We start from the raw sequence: 21,314 nt of genomic DNA on the forward strand, positions 1-21,314 counted from the left end.
GGGTGAGCGGCCATTGTGTCTGCCCCAGTCTTGGCACGCGCGGCGCGGCATGATGAGCGCATGGCGCACCACAAACCGAATTTGCCCGAGAAGGTCTGCGCCCGTTGCGGCCGACCCTTCACGTGGCGCAAGAAGTGGGAAAAAGTCTGGCATGACGTGAAGTTCTGCTCGGACGCCTGCCGCAATGGAAAGGTGCCGCGTGCGTAATCTGGTCATCGTGCTGGGCGATCAACTCGACGACGACAGCGCCGCCTTCGACGGCTTCGACCCTGCCGAAGACGCCATCTGGATGGCCGAGGTGCCTGCCGAGGCCACGTACGTGTGGAGTCACAAGGCGCGCATCACGATCTTTCTGGCGGCCATGCGCCACTTCGCCGACGCCCTGCGTGATCGCGGCTGGACCGTGCACTACCGCACCACTGGCGATCATGCTGAGACCACGCTGGCGGCCGCGCTCGCCGCCGACCTGGCAACGCTGAGGCCGGAGCGGGTCATCGTGGTCGAGCCCGGCGAATGGCGGTTGTGGGGCGAACTGGCGGACACCTGCGCAGCGGCGCGCGTGGCGTTCGAGCAGCGGGCCGATACGCACTTCATCAACCCGCTCTCCGACTTTGCCGCGTGGATGGACGGCCGCAAGCAGCCGCGCATGGAGCACTTCTATCGGCTCATGCGCCAGCGCACCGGCTGGTTGATGCACGGCCGCGAGCCGGTCGGCGGGCAGTGGAATTTCGACCACGACAACCGCGAAGCCTTTGGCAAGGACGGTCCCGGCGTGGTGCCGGCGCCGCTGCGCTTCCCGCCGGATGCGATCACCACCGCTGTGATCGAAACGGTCAACACGCGTTACGCCGATCACCCCGGGGCACTGGACGCCTTCGACTGGCCAGTGACCCGCGACGAAGCCCTTGAAGCCCTCGATGACTTCATCACCGTGCGGCTGCCCAAGTTCGGCACGCATCAGGATGCGATGTGGATTGGCGAGCCATGGCTGTTTCACGCGCGGCTGTCGGCGGCGCTGAACCTGAAGCTGCTCAACCCGCGCGAAGTCTGCGAGGCGGCCATCGGCGCGCATCGCGACGGCACCGCGCCACTGGCGGCGGTCGAAGGCTTCGTGCGGCAGATTCTCGGTTGGCGCGAGTACGTGCGCGGCCTGTATTTCCACCGCATGCCGGGGTATCTGGACGACAACGCGCTGGGTGCCGAACAGCCCTTGCCGGCGTTTTACTGGACCAGTGACACCGAGATGCGCTGTCTCTCGGAAACCATCGGCGACACGCTCAAGCACGGCTACGCCCATCACATTCAGCGGCTGATGGTCACCGGCCTGTTCGCTCTGCTGTTCGGTGTGCGCCCGCGCGAAGTGCACCAGTGGTATCTGGCGGTGTACGTCGATGCGGTGGAATGGGTGGAGGCGCCCAACACCCTGGGCATGAGCCAGTTTGCCGACGGCGGCGTGATGGCCAGCAAGCCGTATGCGGCATCGGGCAAGTACATCCAGCGCATGAGCAATTACTGCACCGGGTGCCGGTTTGACCCTGCGCAGAAGACCGGCCCCGACGCCTGCCCGTTCACCACGCTTTACTGGGACTTCCTGGGCCGTCACCAAGAACGTTTCGCCGACCACCCGCGGCTGAAGATGCAGATTCGCAATCTGGCCCGGCTGGACGATGCCGAGCGTGATGCGATTCGCGCGCAGGCCGGGGCGTTGCGGGAATCATGGTCGGGTTCAGCCCGTCAGCGCTGAACCCAGTTGGTCGACTTGTTGTGCTTCAGATACTCCGCCTTCTGCTTGGGCGACATCAGATCCTTGGCCGGAAACCACGGTAAGTGCAGCGCGCGGTAATCGCCTGCGATGCGCAGCGCCTCGAAGAAATCGCCGTGGTAGTGCGCCTTGTTGTACACCGCGAAGGTGGTGTCGATCTTCGCCACGTACAGGGCCAAGCCCGGATGGTCGAGTTTCATCCGCCAGTACTGCGATTCCCAGCTGCGGATGGTGTAGGGCTTCTCGATGGTCAGCGGGCGGTATTGCGACAGGGTGAAGCGGGTGTCTGACAGCGCGGCCTCATCGCTGATGTCGAGCGCGAAACCCACCTTGTACACCCGGTATTGGTGGGTCAGCTCGGTCAGCACGTCGAGAAAATTATCGGGCAGTGCGTCGCAGAATTGCAGGTCGGGATCGGTGTAGGCGAACACCTCGGGCAAACGGCGATACACCGGTTCCAGAAAGCCCACCATGTGGCCGAAGTTGTGCGTCGAAAAAATGACCGTGGCGTCGTCGGCATCGCGCAGTGCCTGCAAGGTCGCCCGCGATGCCGCATCGGTGGAGCGGTTGTCGATGACGATGGGGTTGACACCGAACCGTGACAACTGCGCGACGGTGTTCTCGACGTAGCGCGCATTGTTGTACGAAATGATCAGCACCGGCATGTGCTTTGGCGCCTTGGCCAGTGCCGCCTCAAGACCGCGCACGATGGGCGCGCAGCGTGCTTCGAGCCGGCGCATTCGCCATGCCCATTTCCAGGCGTTGAGGGTCCTCTTGAGGCTCATGGCAGGGCGTTGGGTCCGGTCACTTCAGCACTTCTGCGAGGGCTGTATCCAGGGTCGGATAGCGAAACGTGAAGCCTGCCGCCAGCGCCCGCTCGGGCCGGACCTGCTGGCCTTGCAGCAGCAGTTCATCGGCCATCTCGCCAACCAGCGTGCGCAGTACAAAACCTGGCATCGGCAGGATGGCAGGACGCTTCAAGGCGCGTCCCAGCGCGCGGGTGAAGTCGGTGTTGCGGGCGGGCTCGGGCGCAGTCCCGTTGAAGGCGCCGCGCAGGTTGTCGTCCTCGACCAGCCGCAGCATCAAGGCGACGAGATCGTCGCGGTGCACCCAGCTCATCCACTGCTGGCCGCTGCCCAGCGGACCGCCGAGGCCAAGCTTGAAAGGCGGCAGCATTTGCCCCAGCGCGCCGCCCGGCAACCCCAGCACAATGCCGATGCGCACGCAGGCGACGCGCACGCCCAGGGTTTCGGCCGCGTTGGCCACGGCTTCCCACTTGGCGCACAGCTCGGCGGCAAAGCCGTCGCCCGGGGCGCTGGTTTCGGTCAACACCTCATCGCCGCGTGGGCCGTACCTGCCGATGGCCGAGCCGCTGACCAGCACCTTGGGCGGTGTCGGCCAGCGTTTGATGGCATCGAGAAGTCGGGTCGTGGTGCCAATGCGGCTGTCGACGAAAAGCTGTTTGCTGCGCACCGACCAGCGGCGACCGCCAAGGTTTTCGCCCGCCAGATTGATCAGCGCATCCGGCGCTGTGGCCAACGTGTCGAGCCGCTCGATGGGCTTAACGCCGCTCGGCAGTCTGACCTGGCGCGTATTGCGTGTCAGCACGGTCACGGTGTGTCCGGCCGCCTGCAGCGCAGGCAGCAGGGCCGTGCCGATAAAGCCGGTACCGCCGGTGACGAGAACGTTCATGCAATGGCTCGAAGGTCGGATGTGAGTACGTTACGCAATTCGGGCGTGGCCGGGTTTTCCGGGACTTACACTGTGCGTATGAGCGCCGCGATTCCAGAACCTCGCCGCCGACCCGGCCGCCCACCGCGTGCCGTGTCGGGTCCGCGTATTGAGGCGCGCCTGCTGGCGGCGATGGAGCGGCTACTGGCGCAGGGCACGCCGTTCGCGGCGGTGTCCGTCGAGGCCTTGGTGGCCGAAGCGGGGATTGCACGTGCCACCTTCTACACCCACTTCAAGGACAAGCCGGCGCTGGTGGCGCGCTGGCTGTCGCGCATTTCGGACGATGTGGTTGCCAGTGGCGGTGAATGGTTCGAAGGCGACGGCCCGGTCTCACCAGGGCAGGTGAGAACGGCGCTGACGGGCATCGTCGCGGCCTTCGGACGGCATCAGGCCATCTTCGCGGCGGTGGCGGCGACGGCGCCGTTTGATACCGAAGTGGCCGCGTTGCACCACGACATGATGTCGCGTCTGTGCGAGGCCAGCCGCCGCGGTGTGCGGCGTGCGCAGGCACAAGGCACGGCGGCTGCACTCGCGGATGATGCAATGGCCGATCTGCTCACCTGGCTGATTGAGCTTTACTGCTCGCGCTTCGTGGCACAGATGAATGACGCCGAGCGGACGCGAACGGTGGAGCAGCTCGCCCACATCTGCGCGCGGGCGATATTTGTGGATGCCGTGCCGACTCATGGCGCCAGGTCGAAAAGGTCCTTGAGGCCGTAAGGCTGACTCTCGCCGATGATCAGTTGTTCGAGCATTGCCCGGCCCTGATGCGCCACGCCATCGGGCGTGGTCAGCACCGCCTTGCAGGCGGCTTGAATGTGGTTGGTGTCGGCCTGAGCCTCATCAACGTCGGCGACACGATATTCCTCGTAATGCGTCGCGTGCGGGCCCTGATAGGCGCTGTGGCCCCAGCTGGTGTGGCCGTAGCCGACGCCGCGCATGTAGAAGTTCCACTCGGGTTCGAGGGTCAATCTAACCTCGCGACCGTCCGCGACTTTTCCGGCGAAGCGCGCCGATGACAGGTGCCGCGTGCCGGACTTGAAGCGCAGGTCCATGGTCAGGTCAGTGACCGGCTGCGGGTCGCTGCCGTCCAGTGCCGTCAGCACCGCCGAGCGGTTCCACGGCTGGCCGTCGGCGTTGTCGTTGGTGTGGAAATAGAACAGATGATCATCGCCATTGAACGGGCTCCACAGCCAGAAAAACTGGGGCTTCATTTCGGGCGGGAACGGATTGCGATTGGCGCCGCCCACCGAGCGAACGCCCCACGAGCGATCCCGCGTGCCGCGCCAACCGGACACGGTCAGCCGTTCACCGCGACCTCAATCCAGCCCTCGCAGGTCAGGCTCTGGCTCATCCGTGTCAGGTCCATGATGGTGCGCGTGCCCATGCGCCAGGTGAAGCGCGGCTCCTGAATTGGCGGCGCGCGACCGGCGAACACCAGCTCGGCCGACAGGCCATGTTCACTCTTCGCGAGCGTGACCTTGAGCTTGTTCAGTGGCTCCAGAATCTCCACTTTGATGGGCGCAACCTCGGTGGCCATGCGGTCCAGGTTCAGCAGCCGCGAGGCGAACACGCTGCGCTGCACGCCGTCGTGGATCACCGACACCGCCGCATCGAGCACGTTGAGATTGGGGTATAGGCCCATGGCCACCGCGACCAGTGATTGCCCATCGGCCGAGTACGCGTTGAACCAGAAACGGTCGTAAAAGTTGGGGTCGCTGCCGCAGACGGCGATGGGTTCGGGCGTCTGGTGAATGGGGTATTCGTCGGCGGGGCTGAGCAGGTTGCTCTGGGTGCTCATGAGCCGCTCCGCTGCGCGGCCAGCACGTCGGCGATGGGTGGCAGCGTCGCGCCGGCAGGGTTGAAGCCGGTGAGGCGGGACCATGACGCTTCGCGCGCAAGCTGACGATCAAGTTGTGGCGCCAGCGTTTCGCGCAGGGCGTCGGGCAGCGCGCCGCCGTGCTCGGCAGCGAGGGTGTCCAGCCGCGCGTGTTGCTCGGCCTTGAGCTGCCAAACCGCTTCGGCGAGCGCGTCCCGGTGTGTCGGGCATGTGGGTACAGGGTTTAGCCCCAGCGGCATGCGGGTAGCGGCCAGGTCCGCGTATTCCTGCCGCAGGTAATCGTCCTCATAGGGCTGCACTTCGGCCAGCAGGGCCAGCGAGGCGGCAATGAGCCCGGCCTGTTCGGCAGCGAAGGGGTTGTCGCCCAGCGCGGGCGTGACGACCTCGGCCAGCACTTTGCGCAGGCTGTCGAGATGTTGTTTGACGAGCGGTTGCATCAGAGCGCTCCTTGGCCGCGCAACTGGGCGGCAAGCAGTGAAAGGGTGACGTAGCCGAGGCCGGTGCTGAAATTCATCATCACGTCGAGATGACTCTGCCGGTCGGCGGCCGCGCGGGCGTTGCTGGCGGTGCCCAGCACGGCCAGCTTGAAGGTGTTGAAGATCTCGTAGTAGGCCAAGCGTGCCGGGTCGGGCGTGATGCCCGACGCCGCTTGGTAGCGCGCCAGAAAGTCCTGGCGCGGTGCCAGACCACAGACCAGCGGCGCGCCGTTGTCGTCGGCTGAGGCAAAGCCGGGAAACAGCACCCAGGCCAGGTCTTCGTGCACGTCGGCCAGATGCGCCATTTCCCAGTCGAGAATCGCGGTGATTTGCGCGCTGTCGTCATCGAACAGGAAGTTGCCGTTGCGATAGTCGTTGTGCACCAGTCGCACGTCGTCACAGACCGGGGCGTTCGCCGCCAACCATTGCGCCGCCAGGGTAATGACCGGATGGTCTTCCAGGCTGTCTTCTTCCCAGATGCGGCGCCAACTGTTGAGGTTCCACAGCACCGCTTCGGTGGTGCCGGGCGTGGGGGCATCGAAGGCTTCGAGCGCCGCGCCACGCCATTCGAACCGATGAATGGCGGCAAGGTGATCAACAAACTGCTCGAACAACGGCGCCCGCAGTTCGGCGGGAAAGCCCACGCCAATACCGCTGACGCTGCCGCCCTTCACCGGCCGCTTCGACTTGGCCACGCCGCTGACGAAACCGCAGACCAGCGCCGACTGCCCGAGGCGGCCGCCGTCGGCATCGACGCAGATCATCTCCGGCACTGGCACGACGCCGTGCATTGCCTTCATCACCTGAAACTCGCGCAGCCGGTGGGTCTCGACGATGGACTCGCCGGGGTTCATGCGTAGCACCCGGCGTTGGCGTTGGTTGCCGTCCACCAGGTCAAAGAAAAACATCTCCTTTGAGCCGCCGCCGGGAATGCGTTTCAGATTTTCGGCGTAGGCACCGGGGCTGATCTCGGCCTGCATCCAGGCGCTGAGGCGCGCAGTGAGATCAGGCAGGGCGGGCAGCGCGTAATCGTCACCGCGCCGGCGCTCCAGCTTGCGGGTCAGGCACTCATCAATGGTACGTTCCACCGTCCACTTACAGCGGATGGCGGCAATCTGCGCGTCGCTGAAATACCGCTTGTCGATGCGGTTCATGGCACTCCTCATGTGCACGTTTTGAGTAGTTTGCCTAAAAGAAGACATTGTGTCTATATTTAGTGAGTGGCCTTCGCGATGCCGATTGGCGGGCCGTTGGCACCGTCTGCAGTTCACCTCATTGCGCGGCGTACGCGACTGGTCATGCTTTTGTCCCGCATGCCCGAGTGTTGCCGATGGACATCCTGAGCCTAACGCCTGCACTCGCCAGTCTCGAGCACGCGACCCTGTCCGGCACCTGGGTGATGCACCTGGGCGAAACGCCATCGGTGTGGTGGTCGCCCGGGACCCGCCGCCTGCTGGAGTGGCCCGCCGAAGGGGCGCCGCCCGCGCTGGATGGCGCGGTCAAGGTCTATACCGACGCGAGTCGGCCACTGGTGATGCAGGCCTTGGTCGCCGCGCGCGACCACGGCACGGCCTTCGATATGGAGGCTGAGTTGGTGACGACGAGTGGGCGTCCACTGTTCGTGCGCGTCACGGGCGCGGCCGAGCGCGACAACAACCGCATCATTCGGGTCGCCGGCACCATTCAGAACATTGACCGCAGTCGCCGCGCCGAGGCCCATGCACAGATGCTGCGAGAGCGGCTGGCAGAGCTTGAAGAACGCTGGCGCTTGGCGACCGAAGGTTCTGGTCTGGGCGTTTGGGATTGCGACATGCAGGCCGAGACCGTTTACTTCTCGCCGCAATGGAAACAGATGCTGGGCTACACGGAGGATGAAGTCGGCAATACGCTCGACGAGTGGGACAGCCGCCTGCACCCGGATGACCGTGACGCCTGCTGGGCCGATCTCAACGCGCACCTGGAGGGCCGCTCTGACCGCTATATCAACGAGCATCGGGTGCGTTGCAAGGACGGCAGTTACAAATGGATTCTTGACCGCGGCAAGGTGATGTCGCGCACCGCAGACGGCAAGCCGCTGCGCGTGGTCGGCACCCACACCGACATCAGCCGGCGCAAGTTTCTGGAAGACGTGGCCAACCAGGTCAATGCCCGCTACCAGGCGATCTTCAACTCCACCTACCAGTACATCGGGCTGCTGTCGCCTGACGGCATCCTGCTTGAGGTGAACGACACCGCGCTGGGGTTTGCAGCGCTGAACGCCGCACAGGTGATCGGCAAGGCGTTCTGGGAGTGCCACTGGTTTGATCTCGACGACGCGACAAGGACGAGCGTCAAGCGGGCCATCCACCGCGCCGCGCAGGGCGAGTTCGTGCGCCAGCAAATGGACATCCGCGGCGCCGAGTCAATGACCCACATCATCGATTTCTCGGTCAAGCCGGTGCGCGACGAGCGTAACGAAATTGCGTATCTGGTCGCCGAAGGCCATGACGTGACCGGGCGCGTCTTCGCCGAGCGGGCAATGGGCGTCAAGGAGCGGCTGTTCCGGACAGCGTTTGACGACGCGCCCATCGGCACCGCCATCGTCGGTCTCGACGGCCGTTGGATTGAGGTCAATGACGCGCTCAGTGAGATGCTGGGCTATGACAACGAAGTCCTGAAGGGCATGACGTTTCAGGACATCACCCATCCTGATGATTTGGACACGGACATCGCGCACGTCGAGCGGCTGTTGGCCGGCGAGGCGCCGCATTACCGAATGGAGAAGCGCTACCTTTGCGCCGACGCCCGGGTGATCCAGTGCCAGCTTGATGTTTCCCTTGTGCGGGATGATCAGGGGCGACCGCAATGCTTTCTGTCACAGATTCAGGACCTCACCGATCAGCGCCATGCCGAGTCGGCGCTCGAGGAAGAGAAGGAATTGGCGCAGGTCACTTTGGCGTCGATCAGCGACGGCGTGGTCCGTACCGACCTGCTGGGCCAGATCACGTTCGTCAATGACACCGCGCTGCGTCTGCTCAAGGCCGTCGAGCTCGAGGTGTTGGGGCGGCCCTTCGACCGGGTGTTCCAACTGGTTTCCGAACGTGACGGCGGCGCCATCGACTCGCCGGTACAACGTGTGTTGCGCGACGGGATGCCGACTGAATTTTCGAGCTTGACCACCCTGTGCCTGCGCGACCAGAGCCAGGTGCCCATTGAAGAAGCCTGTTCGCCGGTGCGCGACCTGCACGGCCAACTGATTGGCGCGGTGTTTGTCTTCAGCGACGTGTCGGCGACGCGCAAACTGGTGCTGCAGTTGGCACACCAGGCCAATCACGACGCGCTCACCGGGCTGCCTAACCGCCGCAGCTTCGTCACCGAGTTGGATGCCGTGCGGCGCGTTGCGCTGACGCGGCAGGGCGAGCACTACCTGTTACTGCTCGACCTCGACTATTTCAAGCGCATCAATGACCAATGTGGACATCTGGTCGGTGATCAGGTGCTGCGTGACGTGTCCGGACGCATGCGTGCCCGGCTGCGACAGGCCGACCTGTTCGCCCGACTGGGCGGTGATGAGTACGGGCTGATCTTGCGCGATTGCCCACTGCAACAGGTGGCCCGAATTGCCGAGGGCTTGATCCGGGCGGTGGCGACGCTTCGGGTCAGTGTGGCGGGCTGTGATTATCAGCTCGGGGTCTCGATGGGTGTGGCCGCCATCGACGGCACGCTGGACACCAGCCAATTGCTGAGCCGCGCCGATCAGGCCTGCTACGAGGCCAAAGCCTTCGGTCGTGGGCGGGCGGTGATTGACGGCGAAGTGTTGACCGGCAACCGCGCGGCGCTGCCTCCTGAGCGTCGGACGGTTGCCGCGGCTAACTGATGTCAATGCCCGGGTGTCTGCGCCGTGCGCGATTCGGCGGCGAGCCGGTCCAGCGTCGATAGGCACGGGTGAAGGCGGACTGCTCGGCATAGCCCAGCAGGCCGGCGATGTCGGTGAGCGTCAGGTGGGGGTCCTGCAGATAACCGTTGGCGAGTTGCCGGCGGGTGTCGTCGACCACGGTCTGGAATTGGAGGCCGTCTTGCTGCAGTTGCCGCTGCAAGGTGCGGGGGCTGCGGTGCAGGCTTCGCGCCACGGTGTCGAGGCGGGGCGAAGTGTCAGGCAACAACTTTGCGCACACCGTCTGCACCTCGTTGGCCACGGCTGACGTGGCCGGTAACTGTTGCAACAGGCGGGTGGCTTCGTCGTCGAGCAGGGCACGCAGGTGCGGATCGGGTTGGCGCAGCGGCAGGCTGATCTGTGTCAACGAAAACCGCACGACCGTGTGGGCCTGCGCAAAGCGCACCGGGCAGCCGAAGAAGCGTGGGTAGGGTGATGGGTCGGCCGGCGCCGGGTTCACGAAGTCCACCGCCAGCGGATTGAGCGCCGAGTCCGTGAGGTTGCGGGCGTAGGTGATCAGCGCCGCCAGCGCGGTTTCATCGACCAGTGCGCCGGGGCGCCCGGCCTCCTGGCCCCAGCGCAGGGTCACCGCGTCGCGCTCGAAACTCACCTGCACGGGGCTGACCGCGTAGACCAGTCGTTCGTATTGCTGCAGCCGCTGCAAGGCCTCGCCCAGGGTCGCGCAGTGCAGGGTCACGTAGCCGAGCACGCCAAAGTGGTGCGGGGCGATGCATTGGCCAATGTCCAGCCCGACCGTGGGGCGCTGAAGGTGATCGGCCACGCGCGCCAGCCAGTCGCCCCACAACTGCACCGGTATTCTCGACAGCGGGTCGGCCGCGTCAGGCAGGGTGATCCCAAGGTCTTGCGTGCGCAGCCCCTCGCGATCGAGAACGCTGATCAGCACGCGCACATAGGCACTGGCAACGAATCCGGACATCGACCTTTCGGGTGGCGTGATCTGTCAAAAATATGCGCGCATGGCGGCAAGTCTGCAAGCCGGCTGCGCGCCACACTGGCGCCATCAAAAAGCAAGCTGAGGAGTCAGCAAAATGCCCGAGGTCATCCTCCAAGCGTGGCAAGCCATTGAGACGCTGGGCGTCGAAAAAGTCTTTCTGCTGCTCATGGGGCCGGTGTTCGTCGTGTTCATGGCCGTCGAGGCCAGGCACCTGCAACGCCGCCGCGCCCAGACCTATAGCGTCGAGCAGGTGGGCACCAACACCCTGCTGGCGGTCAGCCATTCGGTGGCCGACGGCATCGCCTGGCTATTGGTGATTGGGCTGTTTTACGCGCTTTTCGAGGTGCGGCTGTTCGAGATTCCGGCCACGGGGTGGAGCCTGATTCTGCTGCTGGTGCTGCAGGACTTTTTCTACTACTGGTTTCACCGCGCCAGTCACCGCATCCGCTGGATGTGGGCCAGCCATGTCACCCACCACTCGTCCGAAACCATGAATCTGGCGACCGCGTTGCGCCAGAGCCTCACCTATCCCATTTCCGGCATGTGGCTGTTCTGGCTGCCGCTGGCGTGGATCGGCTTCAAGCCCGAGTTGGTGATCCTCGCGGTGGCGATCAGCCTCGCCTATCAATTTTTCGTGCACACCGAGAGCGTCAAAAAAATGCCGGCGTGGTTCGAGGCGGTGTTCAACACGCCCTCGCATCACCGCGTGCACCACGCCCGCAACCCGCAGTACATCGACCGCAACTACGCCGGCGTGCTGATCATCTGGGACAAATTGTTCGGCACCTTCGTGCCCGAGACCGAGCGCTGCGACTACGGCATCGTCCGGCAGATTCACACCCGCAATCCCTTCGTAATGATGTTTCACGAGTGGCGCGACATGTTCGCCGACGTGCGCCGCCCCGGGCCGCTGTGGTTACGCGTGAAGCACCTGTGGGCGCCGCCTGAGTGGCAGCGGCCGGATGACGTTCAGCCCCAGTAGCTGTCGGCGGCATCCGTCATCCGCCACAGATACCAGCTTGCGCAGGAGCGGTACGGCGCCCAGCGGTCGGTGATGGCGCGGGTGGCGGGCTCATCGAGCTTTTCGCCGCCGGCATACAGCGCGTTGATCGCATTGCGCAGGCCGACATCGCCCATCGAGAACAGGTCTTCGCGGCCCTGGGCAAAGATCAGCCACATCTCGGCGGTCCACGGCCCTATGCCGGGCAGGGCGTCCAGCGTGCGAATGGCCTCAAAGTTGTCCATGGCAGCGATGGCGTTGAAGTCCAGCGTACCGCTCACCACCGCCTGCCCCAGCGCCGTCAACCAGCGCGCCTTGGCGTTGGACAGGCCGCAGGCGCGCAGCGCGTCTTTGTCGGCCACCGCCAGCGCCTCGGCGGTGAGGCTGCCGACCAAGGCCACGACGCGCGCCTGGATGGTGCCTGCGGCCTTGTTCGACAACTGCTGGCTGATGATGGCCGCTGCCAGCACCTCGAACGGCGAGCCGGTTTTGACCGTCAGGCCGCAAGGGCCATAGCGGTCAATCAGGCCCGCCATCACCGGGTCGATGGCGCGCAGGTGGGTGTCGGCGGCGCGCAGCAGATCAGGTGTCATGAGTGATGCAGTCCTGCTCCCCTCTCCCGCATGCGGGAGAGGGTGGCCCGAAGGGTCGGGAGAGGGCGGCGACCGAAGGGCGCCGTGGTGGGTTCACCCGCGAATCTCGGCCTAAGTGACGGTGGATGATCACTGAGAGTCCCCCGCGCCTGCGGCGCGCCCTCTCCCCACCCTCGGCATCCGCCGAGGGTCCTCCCCTCTCCCGCGATGCGGGAGAGGGGCATCGGTCGGCGACCGTTGGTCGCCGGTCATGTCAGGGCCGCATCCAGCAACTCGCGTGCGTCGGTGGACTGCACCCTGGCGCGCAGCTCGGTGACGACCTGGCGTTGTGTTGCGGCCCACGGTTCGGCCAGCCGCTTGAAACCCAGCAGCGGCTTGAGCAGCCGCGCGGCGGTTTGCGGGTTGAGCGTGTCGAGTTTGGCGATGCCGTCGGCGTAGGCGCGGTAACCGGCCTCGGTATGAAAGCCCTGCAGGGCGCCGCTGGCAAAGCTGCCGAGCACGGCGCGCACCCGGTTGGGGTTGCGCCAGTCGAACTGCGGATGATCGATCAGCGCCGCCAGTGCCGCAGCATCGACCTGCGGACCCCCGGCCGCCAGCGCAAACCAGCGGTCCATGACCAACGCGTCCTCGTGCCAACGCGCGGCGAAACGCTGCATGGCCGCAGCCGGTACCGCGGCGTCGCTGTGGTGGGTCAGTGCGCGCAAGGCGCCAATCGACAGGCTCATGTTGGGCCCCACCACGCGCTCGTCGGCCATGCGCTGCACGCTGTCGCTGCCGAGCCGCGCCAGATAGCCCAGCGCCACGTTGCTGAGCGCGCGCTCCCCGGCGTGGTCGGCGGTGATCGGCGCGTTGGGCGCCCACACCGACAGCGGCCCGCACAGGGCCTCGGCAATCGCCCTGCCCAGTTGCGCGTAGGCGTCGAGAAAGCGTTGGGGGTGCACTTCTCGGTACTGGTCCCACAGCCAGGCGATGCCCGGCAAGCTGAGCAGGTGCGCGGTGAGCATGGGCATGTCCACCGGTTCGGCGGCGACCCGTTGCAGCGCGGCGAGCAGCGCGTGGAGGGCACTGCGGTCGCCGTCCATCAGCCCGGCGTGGGCGCGGGCGTGCAGGGTTTGCAGCGTGTCCCAGCGCACGAACGGATCGCTCTCGAAGGCGGCGATGCCCTGCAACTCGGCCAGCGAATAATCGGCCAGCAGCTTGACCGGCGCCGAGAAGCCCAGCAGCACGCTGGGCAGCAGCGGATCGTCGGCGTCCAGTTCCAGCGTCAGCGCCTCGCCGCGCATCAGGATCAGCTCGTCTCCCAGCGCGTCGGCGTGCGGCGGCAGCGGCACGACCTGGCCGCGCTGGGTCCGCAGCCGCAGTCGAATCGGGATCGGCAGCGCTTGCTTGTCGGGCTGGCCGGGCGTGGGCGGCGTGTGCTGGGTGAAGCGCAGCAGCAGTTTGCGGGTGGTGGCATCCCAGGCGCGGGTGAGGCGCAGTTGCGGTGTGCCGGCCTGCGCATACCAGGCGAGGAAGGGCGTCAGGTCGGTGCTTGCGGCGGCACTCAGCGCGTCAACAAAGTCTTCAATCGTCGCGGCCTTGCCGTCCTGCTCGGCGAGATAGCGGCGCAGGCCCTTGGCGAAGGCATCCGGCCCGATCACGGTGTGCAGCATGCGGACGATCTCGGCGCCTTTTTCGTAGATCGTCGCGGTGTAGAAGTTGTTGACCTCCTGATACGCGTCGGGCCGCACCGGGTGCGCGGTGGGGCCGGCGTCTTCCGGAAACTGCGCAGCGCGCAGCATGCGCACCTGCTCGATGCGCTGCACCGCGCCGCCCAGATGGTCTTCGCTGAAACGCTGGTCGCGGAACACCGTGAGGCCTTCTTTCAGCGACAACTGAAACCAGTCGCGGCAGGTCACGCGGTTGCCGGTGTAGTTGTGAAAATACTCGTGGGCGATGACCGCGCTGATCGCGTGATAGCTCTCGTCGGTGGCGGTTTCGGGCGTCGCCAGCACGTAGGCGGCGTTGAAAATGTTCAGGCCCTTGTTTTCCATCGCGCCCATGTTGAAGGCCCGTGCGGCGACGACCATGTAGACGTCAAGGTCGTAAACCAGACCAAAGCGCTCTTCGTCCCAGCGCATGGCGTCCTTGAGCGAGGCCATGGCGTGATCAACGCGGTCTTCGTTGCCGTGGTCGACGTAAAACTCCAGCGCGATGTCACGGCCATCGGCGGCACGGTAGCTGTCAGCCACCCGGGCGAGATCGCCGGCGACCATGGCGAACAGGTAGCAGGGCTTGGCGAACGGGTCTTCCCACACCGCAAAGTGCTGGCCGTCTCCAAGCGGACCTTTGTCGATGCAGTTGCCGTTGGCCAGCAGCACCGGAAAGCGCCTGGCATCGGCCTGCAGTCTCACGGTGAACTTGGACAGCACGTCGGGCCGGTCGAGATACGGCGTGATGCGCGAAAAGCCGTGCGCTTCGCACTGGGTGCAGAACATGGGGCCGGATTGATAGAAACCCTCCAGCGCGGTGTTGGCCTCGGGTGCGAGCAGTGTCACGGTGGTCAGGGTGAAGGTGTCGGGCACCCTGGAGATGCACAGCTCGGTCTCGGACAACGACCATTCCCGAGGGTCCAGAACCTGATCATCGAGCGCCACCGATTGCACCGTCAGGGCGCGCGCATCGAGGCGCAACCCGGGGCTGGCAGCGACGTCGGGCGCGCGCCGCATCGACAAGCGCGCCGTGACCCGCGTCTGCGCCGCGACGTGCACGTCGAGCATGACCTGCTCGACGATGAAGGCGGGAGGAAGGTAGTCGGTACGGCGGTGAATCATGCGGCGTCTCCGGTCGATAGCGGTGGGCAATGTGCAGGAACGGGTGAATTGGCGCCAAAATGGCCGAAAAGCGGCGCCAGCGCGCCATGATGAATTGAAATCCGTTTTGTGCGTGAGGAACCGCCGTGGCGTCAGCCCATTGCCTGCAGTCGAACCGTCCGGTTGGCGCGCCGCCGCTGGCAGGCCGGGCGGTGCAAGACACGCTTGACCGAGGCCGTCCGATTCAATGACCCGCAAGAAGGCCAGCGCCCCGACCCCCGCAGGGCTTGCGATTCACGCCCACAAGCATTTTGCGCCGCGCGCCCTGCCGACCATGGTGCCGCGCGCGCGCGTCCTGGACGGTCTGGCCGCGGCCGGCGATGCGCGCGTTGTGGTGCTGCAGGCCCCCGCCGGGCATGGCAAATCGACGACCCTGCTGCAGATCAAGCAGGCCTGCGAGGCACGCGGCGTGTCGACCGCGTGGCTGACGCTGGACGATGCCGACAACGAGCCGCGGCGCTTCTTCGCCTGTTTTCGCAGCCTGATCCAGCAGCTCGATGGCGCCGTTGCAGCGGAAAGCGACGCCAGCGGCGTGCGGCGACACGTCGACGGGATGATCGCGCAACTGGCGAGTCTCGATCGGCCTGTCGCCCTGTTTCTGGACGAGTTGCAGACCGTCACGTCGCCACTGCTGCTGCAGTTTTTCCGCGAGTTGATGGAATACCTGCCCGACAATGTGACGCTTTATTTCGGCACCCGCTCGGTGCCCGAAGTGGGCTTGTCGCGACTGATCGTTGACGGCCGGGCGTGGGTGGTGTCGGCGGACATGCTGCGCTTCTCGCGGGACGAGACCCGTGCCTTTTTCGACTCTGCCCGCGAGTTGGAGATGCGGCCGGATGAACTGGAGTCCATCTACCGCCGCACCGAAGGCTGGCCGGCTGCGCTGCAGTTGTTCCGGCTGTCGCTGAACCGCCTCAACGTGCGCAGCGAGCTGGAGCGTGACGTCAGTGGCCAGCCGCGCGAACTGGCCGACTACCTGACCGAAAACGTGTTGGCACTGCAGTCGCCCGAGCTTCAGGACTTTCTGCTGCGCACCGCGCTGCTGCCGCGCTTGAGCGCGCCGCTGTGCACCGAGATCACCGGTGTTGCCAACGCCCAGGTCCTGCTCGAGCAACTGGAGCGCAACGGGCTGTTTCTGCGCGCGCTGGACGCTGACCTGCAGTGGTTCAAATACCACGGACTGTTTGCCAAATGCCTGTCGGACCAGTTCAGTGCGCGCCAGCCTGAGGTGGCACGTGAGGTCCACCTGCGTGCCGCGCGCTGGTATGCCGCCGAGCACATGTGGGCCGAGGGCGTGCATCACGCACTGGCGGCGAATGAGGTCGGGCTGGCCGCCGACATGCTCGACGAATGGGGCAGCACGCTGGTCGCCGAAGGCCAGCTGATCACCCTCGAGCGCTGGGCGCAACAGCTACCGCTGGCCGAGATCACGGCGCGGCCGACGCTGACCATCAAGGTCGCCTACGCCTACGTTTTTCTGCGGCGACGCGCAGCCTTCAGCCCGATTCACGCCGCACTGTTGCGCATGGAACTGGAGGGCCGTATCCAGCCTGAAATCGTCTTGTCGATGGCGGCGATCTCTGCCGACAACGTCGCCGAGGCTTTTCGCCGTGCCCAGCGGGTCGACATCGAGAAGGTCGACGAGTCCGGATTCGACGCCTTCGAGCGTGCCGCCGCCGCCAATCTGCAAGGGGTGCGTGCCCTGTCGCTGGGCGACTTCGAGCACGCGCGCGTGGCGCTGGGTTACGCACGGCGCCATACCGAGCGCGGCGTCGCGCCGTTCAGCGGCGGCTACGAGGTGGGCGTGACCGGCATCAGCCTGATGCTTCAGGGCGACCTGCAAGGCGCGCTCGCAACCTTCGACGCGGCGGCAGCGCAATCTCCGGCGCGACTGGACCGCATGCTGGCTTCGGCGGCGATGACCGCCTGCCACGTGTGGGCGCTTTACGAGGCCAACGAACTCGATGCCGCCGAGGCCTTGTTCATGCCGCATCAGGACATGATTGCCGAGTCGACCTTGCTGGACTTTGCCGCCGTGGCGTTCATCGCCATGTCGCGCATCGACACCGCCCGCGGCCGGCGGCAGGCGGCGCAGGACAAGCTCGACGCACTTGAGCAGGTGGCCCAGGCCAGCGGGTGGCCGCGTCTGATGCGTCTGGTGGGCTGGGAGCGTGCCGCCCGAGCCTTGGCGGCCGGGCATCACGAATACGCGCAGTCACTGATTGCCAACATTGCGCCGGACCCCGGGCCGCCGCAGCCGTGGGTGCTGTTTGCCGACGAACTGGGCGAGGCGCGGTTTGGCGACATCCGCCTGATGATTCAGTTGGGCCAGCTCGACCGCGCGTCGCGGCGCCTGCACGAAGCCACCGAGCAGGCCGGTGGCCGCGTCTACCGACAGATTCGCCTCAAGCTGTTGGAGATTGCCTGGCATCTGCAGGCGGGTTCCGAGGCGGCGGCGCAGAACAGTCTGGTGCAGGCCCTGCAATTGGCCGCGCCCGGTGGGCTGATCCGACTTTTCGTCGAATACGGGCGGCGGTTGCTGCCGCTTTTGCTCAGGCTTCACCACGCGCCGCCGCCGTGCCTGGTCCGCCACGGCGGCTACCTTGCAAGGCTGGTCACGGCCTGCGGCGGCGACCCGGGCGCCGATGGCGGTGACCGCGCACCGCTGGAAGGCCTGACCGAACGTGAACAGGCCATTCTCATGCTGCTGTCCATGGGCGCTTCGAACAAGGAGATGGCGCGGCAGATGACGGTGTCGGAAAACACCGTCAAATTTCACCTCAAGAACATCTACGCCAAGCTGGCGGTCGACAATCGTCTGCGGGCCATTGCCGCGGCGCGCGAACGCGGTCTGATCACCTGATCTTCTGGCCCCTTTTTTTAACCCGAGTCTCGAAATCGATGAATGTTTTACGTGTCGTGACACTGGCCTGTGGACTTGGCGGTGTGCTTTTCATGTCGTCGCTGCAGGCTCTGACCCCGACCGAGGTGGTCCGCGGTCAGCAACATCAAGCCCTGTTCTCGGTCTCGTTCGACGGCCAGCGCGGCCTCGCCGTGGGCGCCGGTGGCGAGATTCTGGCGACCGACGATGGCGGCCGCAGTTGGACGCCGCAGACCTCGCCGACGCGGCTGGCGTTGATCGGCGTGGTGCTCAAGGGCGATACGGCCATCGCCGTCGGCCAAATGGGGACCATCCTCGTGCGGCGTGGCGACGGTGAATGGACCCAGGTCGAGACAGACACCCGGGAACGGCTGTTTGCGGTGGATCTCAATGCGCAGGGTGTGGCGATGGTGGTCGGTGGCTTCGGCACCCTGCTGCGGTCTACCGACAAGGGCGCGCAGTGGGTCTCGGCGGCGCCGACCTGGGAGGGCATGTTCAACGATCCGGTCGGTCGGCTCGGGTTCTTCGAGCCCACCCTTTACGACGTCCAGATTGACGACGATGGCACCGCCCACGTGGTTGGCGAAATGATGCTGGTGCTGCGCTCGGTCGACGGCGGTGGGTCATTCGACGTGGTGAGCGCCGGCGGCAGCCGCGAAGATGGGGTGGACCCGATATTGTTCGCCATCGATGTTGCCGCTGATGGCGGGGGCTACGCGGTCGGTCAGCAGGGCACGCTGATGCGCACCGATGACGGCGGCACATCGTGGAAGATGCTGCCCGCACCGACCGACGCCAATCTGCTGGCGATAGACCACGCCGATGACGGCGCGGCCGTGATGGCGGGCATGCGTAATGTCATGGTGCGCGAGGCAGGAAGCGCCGAATGGACGCTGCTTGAGGGACTCGACATCGCGACCGGCTGGTTCAGCGGCGTGGCGTGGTTGCCCGGTGCCAAAGGCCCGCTGGCGGTCGGTCATTTCGGCAGCATCTTGCAGTTCGATTAGCCGGCTGGCGAACAAAAAAAGCGCCCCGGAGGGCGCTTTTTTGTGCACGTTACTGCGTGATGCTGATCACCGAACCCGGAGTTCTACCCGGCGGTTTTCTTCGCGACCCTCGTCGGTGTCGTTGTCGGCCACCGGGCGGTCTTCACCAAAGCCCGTGCTTTCGAGACGTGCAGCGTCGATACCGGCATCGGTCAGGTACTTGACCACGGCGGTGGCGCGGCGCTCCGAGAGCTCCTGGTTGTAAGCGTTCTCACCGTAGTTGTCGGTGTGACCTTCGATTCGGACATTGATGTCAGACGCCTTTTTCAGCGCCTCCACCGAGCGGTCGAGAATCGACTTGGCGTTTTCGGTAAGTCGGGCGCTGTCGAAATCAAACTTGACACCCTGCAGCACCACCACGTCGCCCACTTTGCAACCGTCGAGCACGATGTCGCCGTTCTCGCCGACGGGCACGCACTGCGGAATCGGGCAGCCGGCGCTGTCGACTTTGGTGTCGGGCGGGGTGTCGGGGCACTGGTCGACATCGTCGTTGACACCGTCGTTGTCCGAGTCGGCTTGCGACGCCGGCGGCACCACGGTCGGGCTTGGCGTCGGGGTCGGCGGCGGCGTGGGTTCGGTGTAGAACAGCGGAATCATCACACCGGCGCTGATCGCCAATTCTTCAAACTTGCTGGGGTTGTCGATACCCAGGCTGCGATCACCGTGGTCGTCGTAGCGGTACTTGGTTTCGAAGCGCAGGGCATACGGCGTGTTGAACATTTCCAGGCCGTAGAGGATGCCGATGCCGAGGTCATAGATCGGCGAGTCGTAATCCTGGAAAGCGAAAGTGCCGCCACCGGTCGCGCTGGGCTGGTCCTTGACGTCGTGATAGCCGGCGCCGGCCAGCACATAGGCGTTCTTGAAGTTGCCGGACAACGGGAAGGCCAACAGATTTGCGCCCACCGACAGCGCCTTGGTGCTGGCGTCACCGGTCAGCTTGCTGTCGTCGGTGTAGCCGGTGTAAGCGCCATAGCCTTCAACCGCGAGCCAGGAAAACAGGCGAGTGCCCACTGCCAGGCTGGCGCCATAACCGTTGCGGGTGGCGCGGTCGTGGTCGTCGAGTGTGAAAGTGGCCATGGGCGCCACATACACCGGGCGCCCCCATTTTTCAATCTCACTGGCGTTGCCGCCGCTTTGTGCGCTTGCCATCGTGGCGGCGCCCATGAGCGCGATGAGCGTAATGCCCAAACGTTTTTGGATCTGCATGAAAACTCCCTCGTTGAACTAAAAAGGTCCTTCGTGGCCTGCGCGGTCTGCTCGTCATTAAATTGGCGACGCTGGGGACCCGGCAGTGCTCTTGCCAGCAAAGTCTGACACAGGGTGGCGGCGCTCACTACCCTTCGGGGTGGTGGCTCTGACCCAGGTGGCGACCTACCGTTGAAATCAAAACAACACACCGCCCGGCATCAGGCGGACAAAACAATCTTTCGGAGAGACCCCATGAGTAGAGACACCTTGAGCCGTTTTCGACTGGACGGCCGGGTGGCCTTGGTAACCGGCGCCGCCCGTGGCATTGGCGCGGCCGTGGCCCAAGCGCTGGCGGGCGCGGGCGCCTCAGTGCTGGTCACCGACCGGCTGACCGACATTGGCGAGGCCACGGCCCAACGTATTCGTGACCAGGGCGGCAAAGCGGTGTTCGTCGCCCACGATGTCACCGTCGAAGACCAGTGGGTCGCCGCCGTGGCCGCTGCCCAGCAACACTTCGGTCGTCTTGACGTGTTGGTCAACAACGCGGGAGTGGAAACCGCCGCGCTGCTCACCGAATGCACGGTGGAGGCGTTTCGCAGCCTGATGGATGTGAACGTGACCGGCGTGTTTCTGGGCATGAAGCATGCCGCACGGGTGATGAAGGCAGGCGCATCCATCGTCAACCTGTCGTCGGTGGCCGGCATTGTCGGCACGCCCGCGCACATCGCCTATCACGCCTCAAAAGGGGCCGTACGCACCATGACCAAGGCGGCAGCGGTTGAGCTCGCCAAGCTGGGCACCGGTATTCGCGTCAACTCGATTCATCCGGCCATCGTCGATACCGAGATGGGTACCGGCTTCATTCAGGATTTCGTCAACCTCGGTCTGGCGCCCGATTACGCCAGCGCTGAAGCCGATATCAAGGCCGCACACCTGCTCGGGCGTTACGGCACGCCGTCCGACATCGCCGGTGCGGTGATCTATCTGGCCTCGGACGCCACCTCGTGGATGACCGGCAGCGAACTGGTCATTGACGGCGGCTTCACCGCAGCCTAATGGGCAGCAAACCCAATTTTT

18 protein-coding genes are annotated in these 21,314 nt (G+C 65.4%); 8 read left to right on the plus strand and 10 right to left on the minus strand.

Annotation, left to right across the window (positions count from 1 at the left end; genetic code table 11):
* Positions 1-60 precede the first annotated feature (60 nt).
* On the plus strand, positions 61-207 hold the full coding sequence (locus U741_RS19940) for a DUF2256 domain-containing protein (RefSeq protein ID WP_084154653.1): 147 nt from the start codon (positions 61-63) through the stop codon (positions 205-207).
* Positions 185-1,744, plus strand: coding sequence for a cryptochrome/photolyase family protein (locus tag U741_RS0104465; protein ID WP_029889289.1), 1,560 nt, complete (start codon positions 185-187; stop codon positions 1,742-1,744). The genes U741_RS19940 and U741_RS0104465 overlap by 23 nt, the downstream gene beginning before the upstream one ends.
* Here U741_RS0104465 and U741_RS0104470 read toward each other — a convergent pair.
* The gene (locus U741_RS0104470; protein ID WP_152551491.1) at positions 1,735-2,547 is read right to left on the minus strand and encodes a glycosyltransferase; all 813 of its coding nucleotides are present in this window, start codon (positions 2,545-2,547) and stop codon (positions 1,735-1,737) included. The two genes, U741_RS0104465 and U741_RS0104470, sit on opposite strands and share 10 nt — an antisense overlap.
* Before the next feature lie 19 nt (positions 2,548-2,566).
* Positions 2,567-3,454: a TIGR01777 family oxidoreductase gene (locus tag U741_RS0104475; RefSeq protein WP_029889291.1), complete on the minus strand. Its 888-nt coding sequence runs from the start codon at positions 3,452-3,454 to the stop codon at positions 2,567-2,569.
* 132 nt (positions 3,455-3,586) lie between these two features.
* On the opposite strand from U741_RS0104475, the gene U741_RS0104480 reads away from it, so the two are divergent.
* Positions 3,587-4,213: a TetR/AcrR family transcriptional regulator gene (locus U741_RS0104480; RefSeq protein ID WP_161776116.1), complete on the plus strand. Its 627-nt coding sequence runs from the start codon at positions 3,587-3,589 to the stop codon at positions 4,211-4,213.
* On the opposite strand, the gene U741_RS18220 is transcribed toward U741_RS0104480, so the two are convergent.
* The 4 genes from U741_RS18220 to U741_RS0104495 are packed head-to-tail and all read right to left on the minus strand — an operon-like array spanning position 4,177 to position 6,963.
* Positions 4,177-4,791 carry an Rv3169 family protein gene (locus tag U741_RS18220; RefSeq protein WP_052378492.1) on the minus strand — a complete coding sequence of 205 codons (615 nt, stop codon included), beginning with the start codon at positions 4,789-4,791 and terminating at the stop codon, positions 4,177-4,179. The genes U741_RS0104480 and U741_RS18220 overlap by 37 nt on opposite strands.
* 2 nt (positions 4,792-4,793) lie before the next feature.
* Positions 4,794-5,294 (minus strand): Rv3169 family protein, encoded by a 501-nt coding sequence (locus tag U741_RS18225; protein ID WP_052378493.1) that lies wholly within the window; start codon positions 5,292-5,294, stop codon positions 4,794-4,796.
* On the minus strand, positions 5,291-5,770 hold the full coding sequence (locus tag U741_RS0104490) for a hypothetical protein (protein WP_029889293.1): 480 nt from the start codon (positions 5,768-5,770) through the stop codon (positions 5,291-5,293). The genes U741_RS18225 and U741_RS0104490 overlap by 4 nt, the downstream gene beginning before the upstream one ends.
* On the minus strand, positions 5,770-6,963 hold the full coding sequence (locus U741_RS0104495) for a phosphotransferase family protein (protein WP_043110190.1): 1,194 nt from the start codon (positions 6,961-6,963) through the stop codon (positions 5,770-5,772). The genes U741_RS0104490 and U741_RS0104495 overlap by 1 nt, the downstream gene beginning before the upstream one ends.
* Positions 6,964-7,139: 176 nt before the next feature.
* Here U741_RS0104495 and U741_RS0104500 point away from each other — a divergent pair, with 176 nt between their 5' ends.
* Positions 7,140-9,665 (plus strand): PAS domain S-box protein, encoded by a 2,526-nt coding sequence (locus tag U741_RS0104500; protein WP_029889295.1) that lies wholly within the window; start codon positions 7,140-7,142, stop codon positions 9,663-9,665.
* Here U741_RS0104500 and U741_RS0104505 read toward each other — a convergent pair.
* Positions 9,658-10,659 (minus strand): AraC family transcriptional regulator, encoded by a 1,002-nt coding sequence (locus tag U741_RS0104505; RefSeq protein WP_043110191.1) that lies wholly within the window; start codon positions 10,657-10,659, stop codon positions 9,658-9,660. The genes U741_RS0104500 and U741_RS0104505 overlap by 8 nt on opposite strands.
* Positions 10,660-10,771: 112 nt before the next feature.
* On the opposite strand from U741_RS0104505, the gene U741_RS0104510 reads away from it, so the two are divergent.
* Positions 10,772-11,659, plus strand: coding sequence for a sterol desaturase family protein (locus U741_RS0104510; RefSeq protein WP_084154657.1), 888 nt, complete (start codon positions 10,772-10,774; stop codon positions 11,657-11,659).
* Here U741_RS0104510 and U741_RS0104515 read toward each other — a convergent pair.
* Both U741_RS0104515 and pepN read right to left on the minus strand, forming a co-directional pair.
* Entirely contained in the window at positions 11,647-12,270 is a 624-nt protein-coding gene (locus tag U741_RS0104515; protein ID WP_029889298.1) for a DNA-3-methyladenine glycosylase family protein, read from the minus strand. The genes U741_RS0104510 and U741_RS0104515 overlap by 13 nt on opposite strands.
* Before the next feature lie 248 nt (positions 12,271-12,518).
* Positions 12,519-15,083 (minus strand): aminopeptidase N, encoded by a 2,565-nt coding sequence (pepN, locus tag U741_RS0104520; RefSeq protein WP_029889299.1) that lies wholly within the window; start codon positions 15,081-15,083, stop codon positions 12,519-12,521.
* Positions 15,084-15,309: 226 nt separating this feature from the next.
* Here pepN and U741_RS0104525 point away from each other — a divergent pair, with 226 nt between their 5' ends.
* Both U741_RS0104525 and U741_RS17665 read left to right on the plus strand, forming a co-directional pair.
* On the plus strand, positions 15,310-17,985 hold the full coding sequence (locus U741_RS0104525; RefSeq protein WP_029889300.1) for a winged helix-turn-helix domain-containing protein: 2,676 nt from the start codon (positions 15,310-15,312) through the stop codon (positions 17,983-17,985).
* 38 nt (positions 17,986-18,023) lie between these two features.
* Complete coding sequence (locus tag U741_RS17665) at positions 18,024-19,010, plus strand: WD40/YVTN/BNR-like repeat-containing protein (RefSeq protein ID WP_084154658.1); 987 nt, start codon at positions 18,024-18,026, stop codon at positions 19,008-19,010.
* A 66-nt stretch (positions 19,011-19,076) separates the two neighbouring features.
* Here the strand turns inward: U741_RS17665 and U741_RS18230 are convergent, their stop codons facing one another.
* Complete coding sequence (locus U741_RS18230; protein ID WP_052378495.1) at positions 19,077-20,255, minus strand: OmpA family protein; 1,179 nt, start codon at positions 20,253-20,255, stop codon at positions 19,077-19,079.
* Between the two features lie 234 nt (positions 20,256-20,489).
* On the opposite strand from U741_RS18230, the gene U741_RS0104540 reads away from it, so the two are divergent.
* A complete protein-coding gene (locus U741_RS0104540; RefSeq protein WP_029889303.1) occupies positions 20,490-21,293 on the plus strand; it encodes a glucose 1-dehydrogenase in 804 nt (267 codons plus the stop codon).
* Positions 21,294-21,314 lie beyond the last annotated feature (21 nt).

The sequence above is a fragment of the Polycyclovorans algicola TG408 genome (assembly GCF_000711245.1).
GTDB classification, from domain to species: Bacteria; Pseudomonadota; Gammaproteobacteria; order Nevskiales; family Nevskiaceae; genus Polycyclovorans; species Polycyclovorans algicola.

Excerpts from the sequence above, each read along its gene's own strand:
- U741_RS0104470 (WP_152551491.1), bottom strand. The coding sequence starts at position 2,547 with ATGAGCCTCAAGAGGACCCTCAACGCCTGGAAATGGGCATGGCGAATG.
- U741_RS0104495 (WP_043110190.1), bottom strand. The coding sequence starts at position 6,963 with ATGAACCGCATCGACAAGCGGTATTTCAGCGACGCGCAGATTGCCGCC.
- U741_RS0104525 (WP_029889300.1), top strand. The coding sequence starts at position 15,310 with ATGACCCGCAAGAAGGCCAGCGCCCCGACCCCCGCAGGGCTTGCGATT.
- U741_RS19940 (WP_084154653.1), top strand. The coding sequence starts at position 61 with ATGGCGCACCACAAACCGAATTTGCCCGAGAAGGTCTGCGCCCGTTGC.
- U741_RS0104465 (WP_029889289.1), top strand. The coding sequence starts at position 185 with ATGGAAAGGTGCCGCGTGCGTAATCTGGTCATCGTGCTGGGCGATCAA.
- pepN (WP_029889299.1), bottom strand. The coding sequence starts at position 15,083 with ATGATTCACCGCCGTACCGACTACCTTCCTCCCGCCTTCATCGTCGAG.
- U741_RS0104505 (WP_043110191.1), bottom strand. The coding sequence starts at position 10,659 with ATGTCCGGATTCGTTGCCAGTGCCTATGTGCGCGTGCTGATCAGCGTT.
- U741_RS0104490 (WP_029889293.1), bottom strand. The coding sequence starts at position 5,770 with ATGCAACCGCTCGTCAAACAACATCTCGACAGCCTGCGCAAAGTGCTG.
- U741_RS18230 (WP_052378495.1), bottom strand. The coding sequence starts at position 20,255 with ATGCAGATCCAAAAACGTTTGGGCATTACGCTCATCGCGCTCATGGGC.
- U741_RS0104510 (WP_084154657.1), top strand. The coding sequence starts at position 10,772 with ATGCCCGAGGTCATCCTCCAAGCGTGGCAAGCCATTGAGACGCTGGGC.
- U741_RS0104500 (WP_029889295.1), top strand. The coding sequence starts at position 7,140 with ATGGACATCCTGAGCCTAACGCCTGCACTCGCCAGTCTCGAGCACGCG.
- U741_RS18225 (WP_052378493.1), bottom strand. The coding sequence starts at position 5,294 with ATGAGCACCCAGAGCAACCTGCTCAGCCCCGCCGACGAATACCCCATT.
- U741_RS0104540 (WP_029889303.1), top strand. The coding sequence starts at position 20,490 with ATGAGTAGAGACACCTTGAGCCGTTTTCGACTGGACGGCCGGGTGGCC.
- U741_RS17665 (WP_084154658.1), top strand. The coding sequence starts at position 18,024 with ATGAATGTTTTACGTGTCGTGACACTGGCCTGTGGACTTGGCGGTGTG.
- U741_RS0104475 (WP_029889291.1), bottom strand. The coding sequence starts at position 3,454 with ATGAACGTTCTCGTCACCGGCGGTACCGGCTTTATCGGCACGGCCCTG.
- U741_RS0104515 (WP_029889298.1), bottom strand. The coding sequence starts at position 12,270 with ATGACACCTGATCTGCTGCGCGCCGCCGACACCCACCTGCGCGCCATC.